This window comes from Photobacterium chitinilyticum (assembly GCF_004104355.1).
In the GTDB taxonomy this organism is placed as follows: domain Bacteria; phylum Pseudomonadota; class Gammaproteobacteria; order Enterobacterales; family Vibrionaceae; genus Photobacterium; species Photobacterium chitinilyticum.
The window spans coordinates 502,014-520,833 of the sequence record NZ_RJLM01000002.1 but is presented as its reverse complement, the minus strand read 5'-3'; the positions used below and the strand labels follow the sequence as shown (position 1 = coordinate 520,833).

At 45.7% G+C, this 18,820-nt stretch carries 19 protein-coding genes; 8 read left to right on the top strand and 11 right to left on the bottom strand.

Going from position 1 to position 18,820, the window contains the following annotated elements; all coding sequences use genetic code 11:
- Positions 1–6: 6 nt before the first annotated feature.
- The 4 genes from tssC to EDI28_RS08395 form a co-directional block, all read right to left on the bottom strand.
- Positions 7–1,488 (bottom strand): type VI secretion system contractile sheath large subunit, encoded by a 1,482-nt coding sequence (gene tssC / locus EDI28_RS08410; RefSeq protein ID WP_128783397.1) that lies wholly within the window; start codon positions 1,486–1,488, stop codon positions 7–9.
- Positions 1,488–1,997 carry a type VI secretion system contractile sheath small subunit gene (tssB, locus tag EDI28_RS08405; RefSeq protein WP_128783396.1) on the bottom strand — a complete coding sequence of 170 codons (510 nt, stop codon included), beginning with the start codon at positions 1,995–1,997 and terminating at the stop codon, positions 1,488–1,490. Before tssB ends, tssC begins: the two co-directional genes overlap by 1 nt.
- Positions 1,998–2,078: 81 nt before the next feature.
- On the bottom strand, positions 2,079–2,597 hold the full coding sequence (locus EDI28_RS08400; RefSeq protein ID WP_128783395.1) for an Hcp family type VI secretion system effector: 519 nt from the start codon (positions 2,595–2,597) through the stop codon (positions 2,079–2,081).
- Between the two features lie 44 nt (positions 2,598–2,641).
- Complete coding sequence (locus tag EDI28_RS08395; protein WP_128783394.1) at positions 2,642–4,012, bottom strand: type VI secretion system protein TssA; 1,371 nt, start codon at positions 4,010–4,012, stop codon at positions 2,642–2,644.
- A 771-nt stretch (positions 4,013–4,783) separates the two neighbouring features.
- Between EDI28_RS08395 and EDI28_RS08390 the strand changes: the two genes are divergently transcribed.
- Genes EDI28_RS08390 through EDI28_RS08380 form a run of 3 tightly spaced genes read left to right on the top strand, consistent with a single transcriptional unit; the run spans position 4,784 to position 7,658 of the window.
- Positions 4,784–6,790, top strand: coding sequence for a type VI secretion system Vgr family protein (locus EDI28_RS08390; RefSeq protein WP_128783393.1), 2,007 nt, complete (start codon positions 4,784–4,786; stop codon positions 6,788–6,790).
- Positions 6,790–7,359, top strand: coding sequence for a DUF6931 family protein (locus EDI28_RS08385; protein WP_128783392.1), 570 nt, complete (start codon positions 6,790–6,792; stop codon positions 7,357–7,359). The genes EDI28_RS08390 and EDI28_RS08385 overlap by 1 nt, the downstream gene beginning before the upstream one ends.
- A 2-nt stretch (positions 7,360–7,361) precedes the next feature.
- Positions 7,362–7,658, top strand: a complete 297-nt coding sequence (locus tag EDI28_RS08380) for a PAAR domain-containing protein (RefSeq protein ID WP_128783391.1) — start codon at positions 7,362–7,364, stop codon at positions 7,656–7,658.
- Positions 7,659–7,706: 48 nt separating this feature from the next.
- Here the strand turns inward: EDI28_RS08380 and EDI28_RS08375 are convergent, their stop codons facing one another.
- Positions 7,707–8,078 carry a VanZ family protein gene (locus tag EDI28_RS08375; protein ID WP_128783390.1) on the bottom strand — a complete coding sequence of 124 codons (372 nt, stop codon included), beginning with the start codon at positions 8,076–8,078 and terminating at the stop codon, positions 7,707–7,709.
- A 221-nt stretch (positions 8,079–8,299) separates the two neighbouring features.
- Between EDI28_RS08375 and EDI28_RS08370 the strand changes: the two genes are divergently transcribed.
- Both EDI28_RS08370 and EDI28_RS08365 read left to right on the top strand, forming a co-directional pair.
- The gene (locus EDI28_RS08370; RefSeq protein WP_128783389.1) at positions 8,300–9,094 is read left to right on the top strand and encodes an AraC family transcriptional regulator; all 795 of its coding nucleotides are present in this window, start codon (positions 8,300–8,302) and stop codon (positions 9,092–9,094) included.
- A gap of 82 nt (positions 9,095–9,176) precedes the next feature.
- Positions 9,177–10,115: a DUF3179 domain-containing protein gene (locus EDI28_RS08365; protein WP_128783388.1), complete on the top strand. Its 939-nt coding sequence runs from the start codon at positions 9,177–9,179 to the stop codon at positions 10,113–10,115.
- Here the strand turns inward: EDI28_RS08365 and EDI28_RS26890 are convergent.
- Complete coding sequence (locus EDI28_RS26890; protein WP_164918505.1) at positions 10,099–10,260, bottom strand: hypothetical protein; 162 nt, start codon at positions 10,258–10,260, stop codon at positions 10,099–10,101. The two genes, EDI28_RS08365 and EDI28_RS26890, sit on opposite strands and share 17 nt — an antisense overlap.
- A 104-nt stretch (positions 10,261–10,364) precedes the next feature.
- Between EDI28_RS26890 and EDI28_RS08360 the strand changes: the two genes are divergently transcribed.
- The gene (locus tag EDI28_RS08360; protein ID WP_128783387.1) at positions 10,365–11,258 is read left to right on the top strand and encodes a LysR substrate-binding domain-containing protein; all 894 of its coding nucleotides are present in this window, start codon (positions 10,365–10,367) and stop codon (positions 11,256–11,258) included.
- Between the two features lie 43 nt (positions 11,259–11,301).
- Here the strand turns inward: EDI28_RS08360 and EDI28_RS08355 are convergent, their stop codons facing one another.
- Together EDI28_RS08355 and EDI28_RS08350 are read right to left on the bottom strand one after the other, a co-directional pair.
- The gene (locus EDI28_RS08355; RefSeq protein WP_128783386.1) at positions 11,302–12,489 is read right to left on the bottom strand and encodes a dicarboxylate/amino acid:cation symporter; all 1,188 of its coding nucleotides are present in this window, start codon (positions 12,487–12,489) and stop codon (positions 11,302–11,304) included.
- Positions 12,490–13,066: 577 nt separating this feature from the next.
- Entirely contained in the window at positions 13,067–13,627 is a 561-nt protein-coding gene (locus EDI28_RS08350) for a sugar O-acetyltransferase (RefSeq protein WP_128783385.1), read from the bottom strand.
- 285 nt (positions 13,628–13,912) lie between these two features.
- Here EDI28_RS08350 and EDI28_RS08345 point away from each other — a divergent pair, with 285 nt between their 5' ends.
- Positions 13,913–14,458 carry a sugar O-acetyltransferase gene (locus tag EDI28_RS08345; protein WP_128783384.1) on the top strand — a complete coding sequence of 182 codons (546 nt, stop codon included), beginning with the start codon at positions 13,913–13,915 and terminating at the stop codon, positions 14,456–14,458.
- Between the two features lie 50 nt (positions 14,459–14,508).
- Here EDI28_RS08345 and EDI28_RS08340 read toward each other — a convergent pair whose 3' ends face one another.
- Positions 14,509–15,384 carry a DMT family transporter gene (locus EDI28_RS08340; RefSeq protein WP_128783383.1) on the bottom strand — a complete coding sequence of 292 codons (876 nt, stop codon included), beginning with the start codon at positions 15,382–15,384 and terminating at the stop codon, positions 14,509–14,511.
- Between the two features lie 144 nt (positions 15,385–15,528).
- On the bottom strand, positions 15,529–16,575 hold the full coding sequence (locus EDI28_RS08335; protein WP_233353316.1) for a GlxA family transcriptional regulator: 1,047 nt from the start codon (positions 16,573–16,575) through the stop codon (positions 15,529–15,531).
- 114 nt (positions 16,576–16,689) lie between these two features.
- Here EDI28_RS08335 and EDI28_RS08330 point away from each other — a divergent pair, with 114 nt between their 5' ends.
- Positions 16,690–17,301, top strand: coding sequence for a LysE family translocator (locus EDI28_RS08330; protein WP_128783382.1), 612 nt, complete (start codon positions 16,690–16,692; stop codon positions 17,299–17,301).
- An 81-nt stretch (positions 17,302–17,382) separates the two neighbouring features.
- Here EDI28_RS08330 and EDI28_RS27600 read toward each other — a convergent pair whose 3' ends face one another.
- A complete protein-coding gene (locus EDI28_RS27600; protein WP_325062640.1) occupies positions 17,383–18,495 on the bottom strand; it encodes a methyl-accepting chemotaxis protein in 1,113 nt (370 codons plus the stop codon).
- Positions 18,496–18,820: the final 325 nt, after the last annotated feature.

Sequence of the window (18,820 nt, the reverse complement as noted above, 5' to 3'; positions counted from 1 at the left end):
TTTTGATTAGCCAGGAATGTTCGCGACCATGCGTAGCGAGGTCGTGAGTTCTTCCATTTGTAACCATGGGCGAAGGTGGGCAATCGCTGAGTAGCTACCCGGACGACCCGTCTGCTCCTCGACAACAACCCGAGCTTCGACAAGTGGGTACTTGGCTTTCGCTTCGTTACCAATTGCATTCGGGTTAACGTACTGCTGGATCCAGTTGGTCAGTTCTTTCTCAATCTCACCCGCATCAATGTTCGAACCGATACGGTCACGGCCCATCACTTTCAGGTACTGGGCAATACGGCTACTGGCCATTGTATACGGCAGACGTGCAGAAATTGCTGCATTCGCAGTTGCATCAGGATCAACATACGTTTTTGGTTTATGGGCAGTTTGCGCACCCATAAAGACCGCGTAGTTGGTGTTCTTGTAATGCACCAAAGGCAGGAAGCCCAAATCACTTAGCTCTTTCTCACGCTCATCGGTCAGGTTCACTTCTGACGGGCACTGCTGGAGCAAGTCGCCAGCTGGTGAGAAATAGGTGAAGTTAGGTAGATTCTCGACCTTACCGCCGTTATCCGTACCACGGATTGCCGTACACCAACCGTACTGAGTATAAGCTTGGGTCAGCAGCAGACCGAATTCATACGCGGCATTGCTCCAGACGAAATCATCCTGAGACTGAGGTACAGCCTTGCCATTTGCATCGGTAGCAAATTCTTCATACTGGAAAGAGCTCACCGGTACCGTACCCTGCCCGTAAGGCAGGCGAGCGATAGTTTTAGGCAGCGTCAATGAAACATAACGTGAATCATCGCTTTCACGGAACGCATTCCAGCTAGCATAGGCTGGCGAGTCAAAGCCTGCAGCTACTGGTTTGCCTTCGTTAAAAGTTTCAAACGACTCAAAATCAAACATCGTCGCATTGGCAGCAGCAATAAACGGTGCATGCGAAGCGGCAGCTACTTCACCCATATAGCGAAGCAGGGCCACGTCTTCGTCACCGTAGCCAAATTCGTAATCACCAAGTAGCACACCGTAAGGCTGGCCACCGGCAGTGCCGAATTCTTCTTGGTAAATCATGGTGAACAAGCGGCTGCGGTCAATGGCAGGCGCATCTTCAAACTGCTCAAGCAGCTCGTCTTTGGTGTAGTCAGCCAGCTTGATTTTAAGGTCTGGGCCCAGCTCACTGTTTTTTACCAGTTTCTGCAGACCCAACCATGTACCTTCCAGCTTCTGGAAAGCTTCATTTTTCATCACTGTAGAAAGCTGATCTGAAATTTTCACATCCAGCGCCGCAATCGCTTTCTCAATGGTCAGTGTCAGGTTCTTATCCCAGGTTACCGTGCCTTCCAGCGCCTGCGAGGTCAGTACAGACAGCAATTCTTTGGTGGTATCAACCGGGGTTTGTGTCGTAGCCGAAATCGCACGATCCAGGAAACCGGCTTCAACGCCGGCCGCTTCAGTTTGCTGAGCTACAGCTTGTTGTTCAGTCGACATTATTCTGTCTCCCCTTTTTCGACACCCAGTTCGCCGGCAAGATGCTGAATTGCATCTGCACTTTGCAGCAGCTCTTTTAGCAGTCGCTCTAGATCGCGAGAGCGATCGGCTTTGCTCAGCAGCACTTTCAGCTGGTTACGAGTATCAACCAACTGTTTTAGCGGGTCGATATTTTCAACCAGGTGCTCAGGGTGGAAATCCTTCATGGATTTGAACTTCAGGTTCACTTCAAACTGGCTATTGTCATTGGCCAGTTTATTGTCGACTTTGTATGACAGACTTGGGCTGATCTGTTCCATCACAGTGTCGAAGTTATCTTTATCGACACCGGTAAATTCACGTTCTTCAAGATCGACTTTTTCACTTTCTGGCTTATGACCAGAGAACTCACCAATAACACCCACAACAAAAGGCAGTTCTTTTGTTTCAGTTGCACCATTGGTTTCTACGTCATAAGTGATGCTGACGCGGTTTTTGCTAACACGCTTATGTTGCGAGTTGAGAGCCATGCTTCCCTACCTTTTGATTAATGATGAAGCCTAACAAAACAGTTGCTATGCGCCGTTTTATCAACGGCGCACAACTGCAGATTACTTCGAGCCTGAAAGCATCTTGCCTTGTGGTACGTGGTAAGAAACAAGACCACCTTTTTCCATTTTGCCGCCGTTGTCTTCATGCCAGTGCAGCTGATCTAGCTGAATGTAAGAAAGCGCAATGCTTTCAAATGGCTGTGAACCGTCAGAACCACTTACGTTGTATGAAACAAGACGGGCTTTATCCAGCTTCACCTGGAAGTAGATTTCTGCACCAGAACCGTCGCGTGCAGGCTTAGTGAAAACGATCTCAACATCTTTGCCTTCAGGACCAGGGCTGAATAGGAAAGACAGCAGATCTTCAGATGCACCGTCCACTTCCTTAGTTACGTTCACTTCACTCATAGCAACCATGCCTGAATCAGCATTCGTACCGTTACCAATATCCATAGCAACAGAACGTACTGCACCCCAGCTGTATGAATTTAGTGCGAACCAACCCTCGCCCGGCAACCCTTCAACGGTTGCTCCGCCATCAACTTGAACACCGTCGATACGCATGTAAATGCTCGCCATAATAACTATCCTCTTTTTTTATGATTAAGCAGTAACAGCATGATCTACCACTGCAATGCATTGTTAGATTTCGCTTGCTGCTCTGTTTTTTGTGGTTCTTGATTAGGTGTTTTCTCTGTTTCAATAACAGGGGAAACAGGCTTCATTTCTACCGCTGGCTCTGGCTCGTGCGTGCCCGCCGACGGAGATAGAATGGGAGACGGAGTCACTGCATGATTAACCTCAGGCAATGTTATCGCCCCTTCTTCATCCAGCCCGGTCAGGTTGAATATCCGATCAATCGTTTCTTGTTGATTCGATAGCAACTCAGTCATTAGTTCAGGTAATGGCATATACCCCCAGCGTATGGCCTTCTCAAGCAAATACGCCACCGGGCTGTGGGGTTCAGTTTTTCTGAAATAGTCTGCAATATCTCGTATTTGGTGAAATGCCTGATCACGGTTAGTCACTTGCTGATCGGCAAGTGATGAGATTGAAACAGTGTGGGTAGCAGCAGGGTTCCCTTGCATATCAGCGTATTCCGAAATGGTTCCTTGTGAGTGCTCTACAGCCTGTTCCGTTTGCACAGCAGGCACTGGCTGTATATCGCTCACCGGCGGGGCTGCTGTTACCGTTAACCCAGAGATGAATTCAATCGCACGCAGCATCTTGTTTATTAGGCTAATAACAAAATTAAAACCAACCGTTGGCTGACCATTTTGCTTACAGATATCAGTCACTTTTTGCTCAATCGCAACAAAGCTCTGTTTGGTAGCTTCAAGGTTGTTGATAAGTGCAACCACCTTTGCTCGCTGACTCAGGGCAAGGTTATGGTATTGGCTGCGAAGATCAGACAAATTACCTTTATGCTCTTCACTCTGGAAGAGGGTGTAGTCCAAGTCACCAATTAATGGCGTCATCAGCAGCGGTGAATACAGCAGGCCGCTATTTTCGCTCTCACCAACCAACTGGACAAATGCCTTGACCTTAAATGCATTACGTTCACGAGATCGCTCACCGTCACCCTCTGCTTTAATTTTGTTATCTGGCAAAATAGGCTGAAGTGAGTCCCAATGCTTGGTCACTAATTCCTGAAACCATGCAGCAGCTTCTTTAGTCCCAGATAAACTAGGGTCAATAATAATTTGTGCCGCCATCATCCAGCCCACAAGTTCAATATCTCGGGATGAATTAGCAAACACATTGACAAGGCTAGTAGACAATGTGTCCCAATTATTACTGTTCTCTTCCAGTAATACATCGAGCTCACTCAATTCAGGATGTTGAGTAAGTTTTCTTAATGATGTCTGAGCTAAATTGAACTCATTGCGAAGCGGCCGAAATGCCTGCCTATCTGATTTTAAATACAAGCCGCAGAAACTATCTTCCATCAATGGCGACAATAAACCCTGACGTTGGCTCTCAGTAAATTTCATTGTATCCGTCACTTATATTTATTAGTAATCACTAAATAAGCTGTTAATAATTCTAATTACAACAGCCCTTTAATAAAAAACAAGTTGCATGCATATATTTTAATATTAAAAAAAACCGTACATGGCAATGAGACCTGTTGCTCATGCGCTTATAATCATTAATTACATTTAATATATAATTTGTGAATCCTATCAGCTGATTATGTAATTTAACAATATTTTTTTCCTCATCAGACCACACAAAACATATGTATTGAATACTGGACATCTTAAAGCGACGCATTGGAATACTTTATTTCGGAATATATGACAATAAATGGAATTGCATATAACACTAAAGGGGTATATTTTGACCTGAATCCACCAGTGAAATCGATTTCAGCATGAAAAATATTTTTAAAACGCTATTTTATTTGCAATGATAGTATTAATTAGAATAAGCAGGTTTAACTGGACACATTAAAGGTGTAATATATTTACACCTTTATACCCTACTTAATATACTCATGATATTAAGTTTTTGGTGGTCAATTAAACAAACTCATCTGAGCTGTTTGAAAGGTATATTTAATATATAATTATATTTAACATCTTTGATGATTTATAAATAAAGGTCAGTTTTAAAGGCCAGTTTTGTTAACACGCCATGAAAACCAACAAAAATAGAACAGCACTTAACAGCAATGCAACACTTGACACTCAATCTCAACTTAATATGCTTTCACTTTTGAGTTTTTAAAAATCTTTGTAGAACAATAAGAGAGTCACGACATGTCAGCCCCCAATTATAATGAAGAACAGCGCCCTATTCTTGCAAAGTTGGATGGCAAAGGGCCGTACATCGTTACCCACTTAACGATAAAAGAACAGATCTCCGATAGTTCAAGTTTCACGGCAACTCTTATTTCAAAAGAAAAATTATCCGAGAAAGCCCTTGGTAAAACTCTGGAGGTTCAATACTCGCCAGGTATCGAAGGACATAGAAAGAAAGCCCGAGCTTTCTTTGCCATAATCACATCATTAGAAAACCTTGAATTTAGTATCAACAAGCAACTTTATACTTACCGTGTCGAAGCCATCGACCCGCTTTCTATCTTTGCCTACCGAACAACCAGTCGTAGTTTTCAGGACATGACCACAAAACAAATCATAGAAAAGGTATTGTCCGACTCCGGCTTAAAAAGCTACTTCAAACTTTCGCCTCGTAGGGCAGGCATCAAACACAGCTACTGCATTCAATATAATGAAAGTGACTTGATTTTTATTAAACGCTTGATGGCATCCGAAGGCTGGCACTACCATTGTGACCATAGCGGCAGACAGCCCACCGTCGTCATCGCGGACAGTAATCAGGATTTTGCTAAAGCAGAAAACAGCGTAGTTCCTTTTGTTATTCAAGCAAGTGACAAAACATTTTCGATTAGCCAATGGCACTACCGGAACCAACTTGGCATCAGTAAATTATCTCTAGCCGACCATAGTGAAGAACTGGCCGAATGTTTAACCAGTGGAGAGAGGAATACGACAGCCTCGGTTAAAAATAGCGCCCTCAGCGAATACTTTTTTGGTCAGGGTAATACCACTAAAAGTGCCATTCGGGATGCCGCCAAAAGACAGATGGAAAGTCGCGATTGCCAGAAAGTGATAGTTCAAGCCTCCTCCGCAATTTCATCACTCGGTGCCGGTATGCGTTTTACCCTTACCGATCATACCGAGGCCGCGTTCAACCAGGAATATGTAATAACCCAGGCAGAACACGTCTTTGATGCCAGTGAGTCAGGCTCCCATACCGAGTATCAGAACAACTTCCAATGTATCCCGGCAAGCGTGGCTTGGCGACCGGCTTTTATTGATAAACCACGTATACATAGTATCCAGAGCGGAGAAGTGAGCGGGCCCAGCGGAGAAGAAGTCAACCAAGATAAACTCGGCCGGATCAAGGTTCACTTCCACTGGAACAAAGACGGTAAAAAGGACGAAAACAGCTCATGCTGGATCCCTGTCGCCCAGCCTACTGCCAGCAATGGCTTTGGCATCCAGTTCATTCCACGTATAGGTGACGAGGTACTGGTAAGCTTCATTGATGGCGACCCTGACCGTCCAGTGATCTCAGGCTCGATATATAATGGCAAGAACAAGCCTCCATACAGCGCTGCAACCCAGAGCGGTATAAAGACAAGATCCACCCCCAAGGGCAGCAGTAACACCGCCAATGAACTCAGGTTTGAGGACAAAAAAGACAAAGAAGAAGTATTCCTCCAGGCCGAGAAAGATTTCAATATCAATGTCAAAAATGACCTCAAACAAACCATCAAAGGACTTGCCAGCCTAGAGGCCGAAAAAACTGTCAGTTGGAAAAGCAAAGAAGCAATGGGCTTTGAAACGGAGGATAAGTTCTCGGCCAGCGCCAAAAAAGATCTATCATTACAATCTGATGCCACCATTAATAGCAAAGCCGGTAAAAACGCAGAAATAAGTGCCTCATCCAAGGTCCTCGTCGATGGCCAGAGCATCGACATCAAAGGCCAAACCAAAATCAAACTCTCCGTTGGCAGTACCTCTATTGAACTCAGCCAAAGCGGGATTAAGATTTCAGGCGCGCAGATATCAATAAAAGGGCAGGCAAAAGCAGAAATGAAAGCCGCAATGGTTACCATCGAAAGTCAGGCGAAAACCGATGTCAAAGGAGCGCTGGTCGAAGTAAACGGTAGCGCAATGACACAAGTAAAAGCGGGTGCGATGGTTCAGATCCAGGGTGCAATAGCGAAGGTTAACTAATGACTTATTTAAAGATCCCACACCAATCAGCCAAGGATATTTTGTCCTGCTATGAAGCAAGCGACGAGATCCTCGAGCTGGTAGAACAATATATTGAACCGGCAGCCCTGATTGATGCAGCTATAAAAGCCGAGTTTTTTAGCGATACAGCCATCTTTATCGCCCATGCCCTGCCCGTAAGAGAAGCCGTCTGGTGGGCATGCTGCTGCGCTGATCAGCGAAATGACTGGAGCCCGGATGAAGCCAATGCGATCCGGGCAGCAAAAGCCTGGGTTCATACGCCAGATGAAACCTCTCGCCGGTTTGCTGAGCAAATGGCAGAGCAGGCTCAGTTACAAACCGGCGCAGGCTGGGTAGCCCAGGCGGCTTTTTGGAGCGGCGGAAGTATGATTGCGGCAGGAGAGCCTGTGGTACCACCGCCGGAATATTTATATTCCCACGCAGTAGCAGGCGCGGTAAATCTGTGCGCAGTATTGCCTGACGGCCTCTCTGCAAAATCTCGTTATGCACAGTATTTCAAAATCGGTTTACATATCGCGCAGGGCGGTAATGGTCAAATAGGAGTGTAATCATGCTACCAGCAGCAAGGGCTACCGATATGCATGTCTGCCCAATGCAAACCCCGGCCGTCGTGCCGATCCCGCATGTTGGAGGGCCACTTCTCCCACTGCCAACAACAGTATTAATCGGCAATATGCCCGCGGCAACATTGGGGCAGATATGTATCTGCGTCGGCCCACCGGACAGTGTGGTGAAAGGCAGCGCTACCGTACTGGTAAACAGTAAGCCCGCGGCTCGTATGGGAGACACCACAGCCCATGGCGGAACCATTGTTATGGGAATGCCAACCGTGTTGATCGGAGGCTGAATTTGATAGAAAACTCTATCATGAGGCTGTTTGCGTTAGCTATTTGCTCTAGCTGTATTCATTAACGACTTGCGGAAACAGCCAGGTTATAACTGTCGCCAAGATCACCCCGCAAATCAGACCTCCCCCGTTTGCAGCCAAATCCAGCCATTCACCATAGCGGTTAACGTAGGGTTGCAAAATTTCAATCCCGCCACTCCAGCAGAAAAAAAACAGACCAATCAACAACCAGTATTTCGGCCTTCTCAAGGCAACCACAAACATCAATGCTGCATAGGCAATAAAATGATGGCTTTTATCTGTTCCAGGCACACTAGGTAAACTCGCCTGTGGGGTAAGAGAAAGGAAAGTTATAGCAAGTAAGAAAAAAAGCGTAACAGCAACCCAGTGCCTGTGGACTTGACGAACGATAAATGTCATTTAATTCCTTGTTTTATTTACTGGAGACAATATTTAAATAGGCAACAAACAGCTAATGCTACGGCTTGTCAGCCCCAGACACAAGTGTCAGCCCTTTTCTAGCAACAAGTCTTGTATTAACGAGACCTATCGTTACTCACTACAAAGTAGAAGTCCTTGCCAAGCCATGCGTAGATTATTAACGTAGCCCTTACGCCCGCTGTATATAGAAATCCTTTAAGATGAAGAAAATCTACCAACCATTATTTGATAACAATAACCCCCCGGGGGAGATTTTCTTTGGCCACGAAGTCTTTCTTCCCAAAACTACGACTCCGCGGCACAGCCATCCGTGGGGACAGCTGCAACTGATCAACGGCGGTATTCTCGAACTCACAACCGATGAAAAGCGTTTTCTGTCACCTTCACAGTATGCCGTTTGGGTACCCGCCGGTATCGAGCACGAGAGCTACATGCGCCGTAGCTTGAATTACTGTTCAATGAACATTGTATCACCACTAGCCGACGCACTTCCTCGCTACGCCTGTCTGCTTGAAGTCAGTCCGATCATGGAGGCCATTGTTGGTGATCTGAAAGAGAGGCGTATTGCCGTACCTGAATCTGAACAAGATCTGCGGTTAGTGAAAGTTCTGCTGGATCAGGTACTCAAAGCCCAAGAGCACGACCAATTTTTACCCAATAGTGACGACAAGCTGCTCAAACCAATTTTGCAGGAGCTTGACCAAGACCCAACCACCGCAAAAACAGTCAAGGACTGGGCCATTCAGCTTCATACTACAGAGCGGACGCTGGCAAGGCACTGCCAAGACAAGCTAGGAATGAGTTTTACCGAATGGCGACAGCGTCGTAAGTTTATTTACTCACTTCACCTATTACGTAAGGGCATGTCGATAAAGGAAATTGCCCTAACCTTGGGCTATCATCAGGCCTCTCCGTTTATCACACTGTTTAAACGGCATGCCCAATGTACTCCGGAACAATATCGGCAACGTTTCTATTCAAATACAGAACGTTGATCAAGGTAAAATAGTCGACAGTTTATTGAAAGATCCCTATCAGGCCACGGTCTATATCTAATAAGCGCGAATAGGGGGAATAATGAAGCTATTGTTAACTTTTTTCTACGGACTTATCTTCACTCTGCCGTTAAGTATGCATGCCGCATCGCTTAACGGCTTTAACCTCGACCGCCTTACCGTTCCTACCGAACAGATCCTTTCTGGCGGGCCGGGGAGAGATGGCATACCCGCAATCCTCAACCCGCATTTTATTGATGCAGGCAAAGCAAAATTCCTGAAAGGACACGATACCGTATTGGGCCTGATCATGAACGGTAAAAGCCGGGCCTATCCGATTAAAATTCTCAACTGGCATGAAGTCGTTAACGATAGTATCGATGGTCGCAAGTTTGTTATTAGCTATTGCCCACTTTGTGGCTCGGGAATGGCTTTCCTTGCCCGGTCAGACAAGCAAACACTGACTTTCGGTGTCTCTGGCCTGCTCTATAACTCTGACGTGCTCATGTATGACCACCAGACAGAATCGCTATGGTCGCAAATTCGTGGTCAAGCCATTAGCGGAATGGCTGCGGGGACTTCCTTAAAGCAATACCCGTTGACGTTGACACGCTGGAAGCAGTGGCAGTCTGATCACCCTGACACAAAAGTTCTCTCGACCAAAACAGGGTATTATCGAAGCTATTCACAAGATCCTTATGCAGGCTATAGTCGTACTCCACGTCTTTTCTTCCCGGTCGCCATTCAGGCACCATCAAGTTATGCGGTTAAAGAAACAATATTGGGGTACAAAGGAAGCAAGGAAAATATAGCCTTCCCATTATCAGAACTACGAAAGCATGATCGAAAAATGTTCAGTTACCTGTTTGAAGGGCAGCAGCTGAACATTCATTGGGATAGCCAGAATCAATCGGCCTGGATCAGCGATGCAGAGGGCAAACAGCTTGCCTCCACCATGTTGTACTGGTTTGCATGGTATGCATTCTATCCAGACACAAAAGTGTTCAAGGCTGGTGACTAGCCAGATTCTGCTCGCAATCCTTCAAGAAGGAATAATTACGGTCTTTTTGTTGCAAACGCACACCGATAATATCTCTTGAACCCATCGCAACAGATTGAATACAAAACAAATATGCAAACACCATATCAGCCAGCTTTTTTGACATTTTATGTTCCTTTACACTGGAATTGATTAATAGCCAATAACATAACTTATGAATAATGCTCATGTATAATGATCAAAATTGTTTAAGTATGAGCTGAGCTAATAATGAAATTACCGCCTTTGCGAGCATTGCAATGCTTTGAGTCTGTCGCACGATTGGGCAGTTTTTCTAAAGCAGCCAACGAGTTAAATGTAACCCAGAGTGCGGTCAGCCATCAGGTCAAGTTACTGGAAGAATACCTTGGTAAGGCCATGTTTATCCGTCAGGGGCGATCCTTCTCATTGAGTGAGATTGGCAAGCGCTATTTTGATGAAGTGACTCAGTCGTTAGGTAACCTGTCAAATGTCAGCCAGCAAATTCGGGAAGACAAATCCGGAAAAATTCGTCTTGCGCTATACAGTTCATTGGCAGTGAAATGGCTGATCCCACGATTAGAAGACTTACGCAAGCAATACCCTGAGATAGAACTTACGCTAAACATGGTGGCGGATGAGCCCGAGTGCAGTGATCAGGTCGCCGATTGTTTTATTACAGTGAGCCCGCCGAAACATAACTTTATCAGTCAGTTTCTGTACACTGAACGCCTCTATCCTGTGTGCGGTCAGAAGCTATGGCAGAAAATCAAAAATAGACCACTTCCCGATGCACTATGGCAGCACCCGCTACTATCGGTGCAATACTCATCGGCCTCTGAAAGCCCCGGCGAAGACTGGTTACGTTGGTGCCAGAATGGTGAGTTTGAATTACCAGAGCACGTCAGAATAAACCACTTTAGTCATGTCTTACTGGCTGCAGAAGCTACTCGCTACAATCAAGGCATAGCCCTGATGAATAATTACCTCATGACAGATCAGGAGCGTCAGCAAGACTTTGTCCGTATTCCCATGCATGAACTGCTTACCGGAGACAGTTTCTATTTTGTATATGATAAATCGCGGGCCAAACAAACCGATATTGTGACGTTAGGTCGATGGTTAAAACAGCAGAGTTTTGAATAAGAAGGCTTCCGTGCCTTCTTCATTAGCCCAAAAAGAACATGAACTAGATTGCGTCTTCTACGGGCACCAGCTCTTCTTGTACCTCATCTTGGGTACCGGAAAGCTTGTCAATCATCAACGCAACAACACCATCGCCTGTTACATTACAGGCTGTACCAAAACTATCCTGAGCTAAATGAAGTACTATTTGTAAGGCTATCATTTCTTCGGTAAAACCGAGCATAGAGCCAAGCAAGCCAACCGAAGCCATTACTGCCCCACCCGGAGCACCAGGAGCAGCAACCATGGTAACACCTAGCATCGCGATGAATGGTAAGGCTTCGAATAAGGATGGTACCGCACCAGCCCCGGTCATAATGATGACAGCAACAGCCACACTCGCGATACTGATCACTGAACCAGACATATGGATATTGGCACACAGTGGTACTACAAAGTTAGCAATAGTGTTAGAGACGCCGTTACGCTTAGTCTGCTGTAAAGTGACTGGAATAGTCGCCGCTGAAGACATCGTACCGACAGCTGTTAAGTAAGCAGGCATCATGGTCCGTAATAACTTAATTGGTGATTGCTGCAGAGCCGCACCTGCGGTAATAAACTGGACAGCCAACCAGAACCAGTGCATCGTAATAACAGCCAACAATACCAAACTAAAGGTATGTAAGGTGGCAAATACCGTGCCTTTTACCGTCATATCAGCAAATACACCTGCAATATAAAACGGCAGTGCCGGAATAATGACTTTATTCAAAAATAGTTCAATGATATCCCGGCCCTGGTCACTGACTTTTTTCAGCTGATCCGCACCTGTACTTGAGATCCCCAAACCGAACATAAAGGCAATGGTAAGTGCCGTCATAATGTTCATTAGTGGTGGGATTTTAAGCTGGATAAATGGCGCAAGAATGGTTTTAGCCTCAGGCATTTCACCGGCACCACTCAATAGAGCCGGGAACAAATTCTCCGCGACAGTAAATGCAAAAATACCCGCGCCCAAAGTAGACAAATAAGCCAAGCCGACCGTTTTTCCCAACAGTTTCCCTGAATTTCTAGGTAGGTTTGCGATGCCGCTGGTAACATAAAATAATATGAGCAAAGGGATAGTGAACTTGATTAATTGACTAATGAATACCTTGGCAGTAATCAGGCCTCTTATTATTATGTCGGGGGCTATCATCCCCATCAGAATACCTACAACTATTCCACACAGTAGCTTTATAATCAGCTTCATTACATTGACCTGTCTTTTTATTGATATCACAAAGTGGCAAATTCAAACGTTTGCTAACTATTTTGCCAACAACCTCGTTACATTCATAAGCCTTAACACCAAAATCAGGAACGAATTACTATGTACTTCATGTTCTAATAATACGATTCATTCCAATCTCGTTTATTAAGGCTTGGCCAAAGTAGATATTCACTAAAAAAAAGCAACGAAAAAACCACTTAGCATCAAAATGATAAGCTCTGACTGAATATCATCTAATAAAATTACGTTTTATGACGATATTTTGAATATCATCTATGCTTGGGTTGTTTATCGAACAATTACAAATGATTAGTACGCCCATCTCTAAATCATTGTCACGCAGCATCTGTATGTATAATTAACCGCTCAAACCATCATTACACTTACGCAACAAACCCGATCATGAATTCAGAAACATGGCCAAGAAAAAAAACGAGAACACCCTTTCATAATTGCTACAATTATTCTTAATTGCCGTTTATTGTGAGTGATCCAAACGATCACTCACCTTTCGCTCAATCACATGTTTGTCATGTACCAATTTGCTTAATCAGCTTTATGGCTTTGGCGCTATTTCTTTGATCGGTTTTGCCGGGGCCCCGACGCATACTGTGTTAGAGGGTAAATCCTTGTTCACGACACTACCGGCACCAACAACCACATTATCGCCAATTGTGACTCCCGGACACACGGTCACATTCGCGCCGAACCACACGTCATTTCCGATTGTAATACTCTTGGCAAACTCCTCACCAGATGCCCGCTCAACCGGGTCAAGCGGGTGCACAGCGGTTGAAATTACCACACCCGGTGCCAGCAAACAGTTGTCACCGATATGGATTGGTGCACAGTCAAGAATTGTACAGCCATGATTCGCGTAAAAGCCTTTGCCTGCCTTAATGTTATAACCGTAATCGCAATTAAAAGGCGATTCTAAACTAGCATCGCTTTCTAGTCCCAACAGCTCACTGATCAATGCCTTTCGCACTTGCGGCTGGCTTGGGCTGAGATGGTTGAGCTTATAACACAACTCTTTCGCTTTCTGGCGCTCATCAAGTAGTTCAGCATCCCAAGCCTGATACATCAGTCCCGAGAGCATCTTTTCTTTTTCAGTCATTGTATTTCCACATATTTAAAAAACGCTTTGGCGACATTATGAAGACCATCGGCAATATAATGGCAGCGAAATACATATCCAGAATCATAAAACATATTCAGGATCACATTCGGTGAGAGACGAACTCAGTGGCAACAACTCAGCCAATGATTAACTGGGTTAATACCAATTAAGAAATGCTTGAATTCCAAAATGACATTCTTTTGAGAGTTATCAATACCTAATCCTTCTTACAGATTACACTTAGCCCTCTAACCCACTTTGTTAGTCCAGCGAAGGTAAGCAATGAGCGAGTTCGAAAAAATGGTAAACGGCGACGACTTTGACGGTCGAGACCCGGAGATCACTTTACTCAGAAATAATGCTGCGGCATTGAAGCAGCAAATTAACAACAATCCTGGCGATGCCCTGCAGGAACTTATGCAACAACTACTTGGCACCTTTGGTGAAGGCAGCATCGTTACACCGCCATTCTTGTGCGAATTCGGCAAAACTATCCATATCGGCAGCAATACCTTCCTCAATATGGGCGTCACCATGCTCGACAATACCGAAATCCGCATTGGTGATAACGTGCTCATCGGGCCGAACACCCAGTTCTATACTCCGACTCACTCGCTGGACTATCAGAGCCGACGACGCTGGGAGACGACCTGCAAGCCCATCGTCGTTGAAGACGACGTATGGATTGGTGGCCAAGTGGTGATCTGCCAAGGTATCACTATCGGTGCCCGCTCAGTCGTTGCGGCAAACTCCACTGTTACCAAAGATGTTCCGCCAGATACAATGGTTGGCGGCTCTCCGGCCCGAGTCATCAAGCAACTCAACTAAAAACGCTACTGAGTTAGAAAACGAACAGCTACAAGGACGTAGTTACTCGTTTAGCCTTCCACCATTGCTTTCGTCTCAAGTTGTACTCGCTTGTTGCTCGCCCTGACGTTGATAATATTTCCGACAACCATAAGCAAACCACCAGCCATAACAGCCAATTCAATCGCTTCACCGTAGAACAGCATACCGACCACGGCAATCAGCGGCAGGCGAAGAAAATCAAGAGTCACCACAACACTGGCATCGGCATATTGCATGGCCTTGGCGATACAAAAGTGTGCCGACAAACCAGTTAGCCCAACGATTAGCAAATACAGCCACTCGGCTCCTTGCGGCGTTTGCCAATCAGACAACATCAACACCAGGCTAATAGGTAGCTGGATAAGAGACATATAAAACAGGATAGTTAACGGGGACTCGGTCAGAGAAAGCGACTTGGTCGCCACATAGGAAGCGGCAAAGCTGACCGCCGCCAACAATACGATTAAGGATGCCGGATTAAATACGGCCGCTGTCGGCTGAATAATAAGAATCACCCCCAGTAAACCCATCCCCAGCGAGGCAATCTTTACCTTGGTTAATTTTTCACCCAGAAATACGCAGGCAATCATCAGCGTCCATAAGGGTACGGTAAACTCGAGCGCGAACACCTCTGCCAATGGCAACAAAGTGATACCGACAAACCAGCAATACTGACCGAGGAAGTTCATGAGGCTCCGGCCGATATGTAAAACAGTCCGTTCTGTTTTGAGCAACGTCTGCTGACGGTTATAAAATACGATAGACGAGATCACCGCCAGTCCAATCAGGCTTCGGAAAAAAAGCATCTCAAATGGTGAAATACGATCTCCCAACTCCCTTACACCTATCGCCATTAATGAAAAAGACAACAAGGTGCCAACCATCCAGTACACAGCAGCCATCATAATACCTCATATCCTTGTTCTCGAATGGATAATCAGTACCTTTCACCGCAAGGTAATGTCACGAACCGATGATTTAAAACAGATACTTACCACTCCAAAGAGCCCCAACATACCAGCTTTTGACTATCATATTGTTAACTGGTGTCACAATGAAGAATTTGATTTTCTCAGCGTATTTGGACTAACCCCGAACCGCTTACGGAAAAGCTTACACAGGTAACTGACATCCTGAATCCCAACCTCATCAGCTAAGCACTGTAAGCTATGATTTGAGTTTATCACCCGCCAGTGAACGTGCTTTAGGCGCATCTCGGCCCAGTACTCTCTCGCCGTCAGGCCCAGGTTTTCTTTGAACAACCGGTCGAGCTGTCGCCGACTGATAGCCAGCATACTGGCAAGCTCATCCAACGTCTTTGGCTCTGCCAGTAACTGACGCATCAAACTGATTGCCCGTCCGACATGGCGCCCAGCTGTATTGTTCGCACGGATATCTTCATCCAGAGACTTCAACTGATGAAGCTGCCCTCTAGCCTCATCCACCAACATATCTGCCAGCCCTTTCAATGCCTTGGTTCGGCCACAGTGGCGCGCCACAAGCTCGACGGCTAAATCTACCGCAGCACTGCCTCCGGCACAGCTGATCCTCTTGCCATCAATACAGTAAAGCTGCTCTGTTCGAACAGCGATTCTCGGATAAGCCGTATGAAATTCCTGAACATGTCGCCAATGAACAGCCACGTTATGGTTGTGCAATAATCCAGCCGCTGCAAATAAGAAGCAGGCATTGTCGATACTCACCAATGCAACCCCTTTGGCTGCTGCCTCGCGCAATATACCACCATAGATATCGTTCAGCTGCTGGCTGCTTCGCGCGCTGCGACCACCAAAAACTACCAAGTAATCATAGCCAGCCAACTCAACCTCATCGACAGTCCGCGACACGACAACAGGTACACCGCTGCTTGACACAACATGATCCTTCTCTACTCCGACGACCTCCCAGCTGCAATAGCGCTGTCGACTATGATCTTCTTCATCAGCAGAAAAACGCAGCTTATCGAGGAAGCCGCCAAACGGCAGCATATTAAATTCAGGCAACGGTAATAGCAGAAAGCGTACGTCCGGCGCAGATGCAGGTGGTAACGGGAGCTGTTGAAAAGAGTTTGATTGAGGCATTAGACGCTTACTCATGACCTTAATGTCTAAATATTACCGCAAGAGGGCCAAGTAGCACCAAAATTATATGCACTATCACCCTATACTGGTTGCATTGCTTCAGGCTACTACGTAGAGATAGGAACATTTATGGCTTTAGAAGCCTGGCTTATATACCTGATTGCGGTTATCGGATTATCTTTTGCTCCAGGACCCAACGGTTTGTTAGCACTCACCCACGGCGCTATGTACGGCCATCGAAAAACCCTCGCGACTATCTGTGGAGGTGTACTTGGCTTCATTATACTGATAGCACTGTCTATGTTTGGTATCGGGGCAGTTTTACTGGCTTCCTCGGAAATATTAACAGTCTTTAAATGGTTAGGTGGGGCTTACTTGATCTGGCTGGGGATCCAACTCTGGCGATCGCCTGCGATCAGTCTCACCCCCATTGAGGGAAAGGCAGAAAAAAGCCATATCGCTCTGTTCAGACAAGGCGGACTTGCCGCAATCTCGAACCCGAAAGTCTTACTGTTTTTCGGTGCTTTCCTGCCCCAGTTTATTAAACCCGAGCAGGCACTGCTTCCACAGTTTGTCGTAATGGCCGCAACATTCGCGGTGGTTGAATTTTCGGTTGAGTATCTGCTTGCCCGGGTTGCCTACAAAATCCGTCCATGGCTAGAACGTAGCGGCAAACGGTTTAACCAAGGCTGCGGTGGGATTTTTGCCTTGCTCGGCGCAAGCCTGCCACTGGCACAATAAACCTCTTTGAAAATATGTGCGGGTAAGTGAAATACGGAACTTACGGAATAGGAACCTCACTTACCCGCACAACCCTACCCGCTAGTCTAACGATCCAGTTAGTTTCAGCAGCGCCTGCTCGACAATAAGGTATTGCTCCTCCATCAGCGCTATCTGCTCGCGAGCACCTTTTTCATCGCCTTGAACGGCTTGCTCAACAGCGGCCTCGGCATGATCATGTACTCGTTTATGCGGTACTTCTAATGACATAAACAGATGGTTCCCTTTAAACTCCTGGCGGACATTGTCAGAGTAATACCACTTACCGATGCCACACTCTTGTGATGAAATAACCGAAGGCGGCACTGGCTGATCCGGACTATTGACAAATTTGATAATATCACTGCGCAAGAAAGTCTCATCGATCATTGCAAGTTCGAGCTTAGAGCGCCAGTTGGCGGCCTCCAGATCAGCTTGAGTCTCTCCTATTCGAGCAAGCTGAGTACCTAGATTATCCATAGTCGTTGCCGTATCACCGGCAACTTGATCTATTCGGCCGGATAACGTTTGATTTAAATCGCCAAGCTGTGAGGAACATTGAGTAAGGCTGGACAGGAAGACATCGGCATCCTTGGCTGACGCTCCCGTTGTACCCGATAACGCTCGCACTTCGTTGGCAACAATGGCAAATCCCCTACCGTGTTCGCCAGCCCTGGCAGCTTCAATCGCAGCATTCAATGACAATAGGTTAGTCTGCCCGGCTATCTTGCTAATATCACTGATCACAGCTGTCGTTTTGTTGATCTCTGCATTCAAGCCATCGAAAGTACTCATCTGCTGCCCTTGAAGTTCAGTCAGATCAGTCAATTCACACGCCAATTTTTCAATACGCGCCTTGGCATCATGAGAAACAGAGACCGCAGTGCCGATAGCCTGGCTACTTTGCAACAAGTTTTCATCCAGCCACTGAAAAGATTTACGCATTCTTCCCATTCGCTGGTATAACGCCGATAACTCAACTTCGTAATGTTGTTGGGTAGCAAGTACACCTTTGAGTTCTTGTTCCTTTTCCTGTAATTGCGCTTGCTGGCGCAGAGAAAGTTCTCGCTGTTGTTTTAACTCATCTTGCAATTGGTTAAATTCAACTTTTAATTGCTCGTGATTATCCACATCACGTTTTGCTACTTTTTTATACAGAAAAGAAACTACACCCATTACACCGTGCCCTATTATCAACGACAAATACTGGTCGATTAACAAATCATAACATGCATAATACATGCAACTTAAGTGATTTACGATAGGAAATGAACAATTTCATGCTCTTAGAAGGAGTTAACTAGGTAAGGCACTAAATACAACTAGGCGCATAAACGATAATCAAAATAATGACAAACAATGCCAGAACGAAGAAGCATCATTATTAACATAATAATTAATATACACGTCAATAACCTGACACTTAAAATAGTAACTGTGCCTTTTAATTGTCGAGAGGATATAAAGCCAATACCTCAATACTCACCGATAAAGAACCAAT

Excerpts from the sequence above, each read along its gene's own strand:
- tssC (WP_128783397.1), bottom strand. The coding sequence starts at position 1,488 with ATGTCGACTGAACAACAAGCTGTAGCTCAGCAAACTGAAGCGGCCGGC.
- tssB (WP_128783396.1), bottom strand. The coding sequence starts at position 1,997 with ATGGCTCTCAACTCGCAACATAAGCGTGTTAGCAAAAACCGCGTCAGC.
- EDI28_RS08400 (WP_128783395.1), bottom strand. The coding sequence starts at position 2,597 with ATGGCGAGCATTTACATGCGTATCGACGGTGTTCAAGTTGATGGCGGA.
- EDI28_RS08395 (WP_128783394.1), bottom strand. The coding sequence starts at position 4,012 with ATGAAATTTACTGAGAGCCAACGTCAGGGTTTATTGTCGCCATTGATG.
- EDI28_RS08390 (WP_128783393.1), top strand. The coding sequence starts at position 4,784 with ATGTCAGCCCCCAATTATAATGAAGAACAGCGCCCTATTCTTGCAAAG.
- EDI28_RS08385 (WP_128783392.1), top strand. The coding sequence starts at position 6,790 with ATGACTTATTTAAAGATCCCACACCAATCAGCCAAGGATATTTTGTCC.
- EDI28_RS08380 (WP_128783391.1), top strand. The coding sequence starts at position 7,362 with ATGCTACCAGCAGCAAGGGCTACCGATATGCATGTCTGCCCAATGCAA.
- EDI28_RS08375 (WP_128783390.1), bottom strand. The coding sequence starts at position 8,078 with ATGACATTTATCGTTCGTCAAGTCCACAGGCACTGGGTTGCTGTTACG.
- EDI28_RS08370 (WP_128783389.1), top strand. The coding sequence starts at position 8,300 with ATGAAGAAAATCTACCAACCATTATTTGATAACAATAACCCCCCGGGG.
- EDI28_RS08365 (WP_128783388.1), top strand. The coding sequence starts at position 9,177 with ATGAAGCTATTGTTAACTTTTTTCTACGGACTTATCTTCACTCTGCCG.
- EDI28_RS26890 (WP_164918505.1), bottom strand. The coding sequence starts at position 10,260 with ATGTCAAAAAAGCTGGCTGATATGGTGTTTGCATATTTGTTTTGTATT.
- EDI28_RS08360 (WP_128783387.1), top strand. The coding sequence starts at position 10,365 with ATGAAATTACCGCCTTTGCGAGCATTGCAATGCTTTGAGTCTGTCGCA.
- EDI28_RS08355 (WP_128783386.1), bottom strand. The coding sequence starts at position 12,489 with ATGAAGCTGATTATAAAGCTACTGTGTGGAATAGTTGTAGGTATTCTG.
- EDI28_RS08350 (WP_128783385.1), bottom strand. The coding sequence starts at position 13,627 with ATGACTGAAAAAGAAAAGATGCTCTCGGGACTGATGTATCAGGCTTGG.
- EDI28_RS08345 (WP_128783384.1), top strand. The coding sequence starts at position 13,913 with ATGAGCGAGTTCGAAAAAATGGTAAACGGCGACGACTTTGACGGTCGA.
- EDI28_RS08340 (WP_128783383.1), bottom strand. The coding sequence starts at position 15,384 with ATGATGGCTGCTGTGTACTGGATGGTTGGCACCTTGTTGTCTTTTTCA.
- EDI28_RS08335 (WP_233353316.1), bottom strand. The coding sequence starts at position 16,575 with ATGAGTAAGCGTCTAATGCCTCAATCAAACTCTTTTCAACAGCTCCCG.
- EDI28_RS08330 (WP_128783382.1), top strand. The coding sequence starts at position 16,690 with ATGGCTTTAGAAGCCTGGCTTATATACCTGATTGCGGTTATCGGATTA.
- EDI28_RS27600 (WP_325062640.1), bottom strand. The coding sequence starts at position 18,495 with ATGGGTGTAGTTTCTTTTCTGTATAAAAAAGTAGCAAAACGTGATGTG.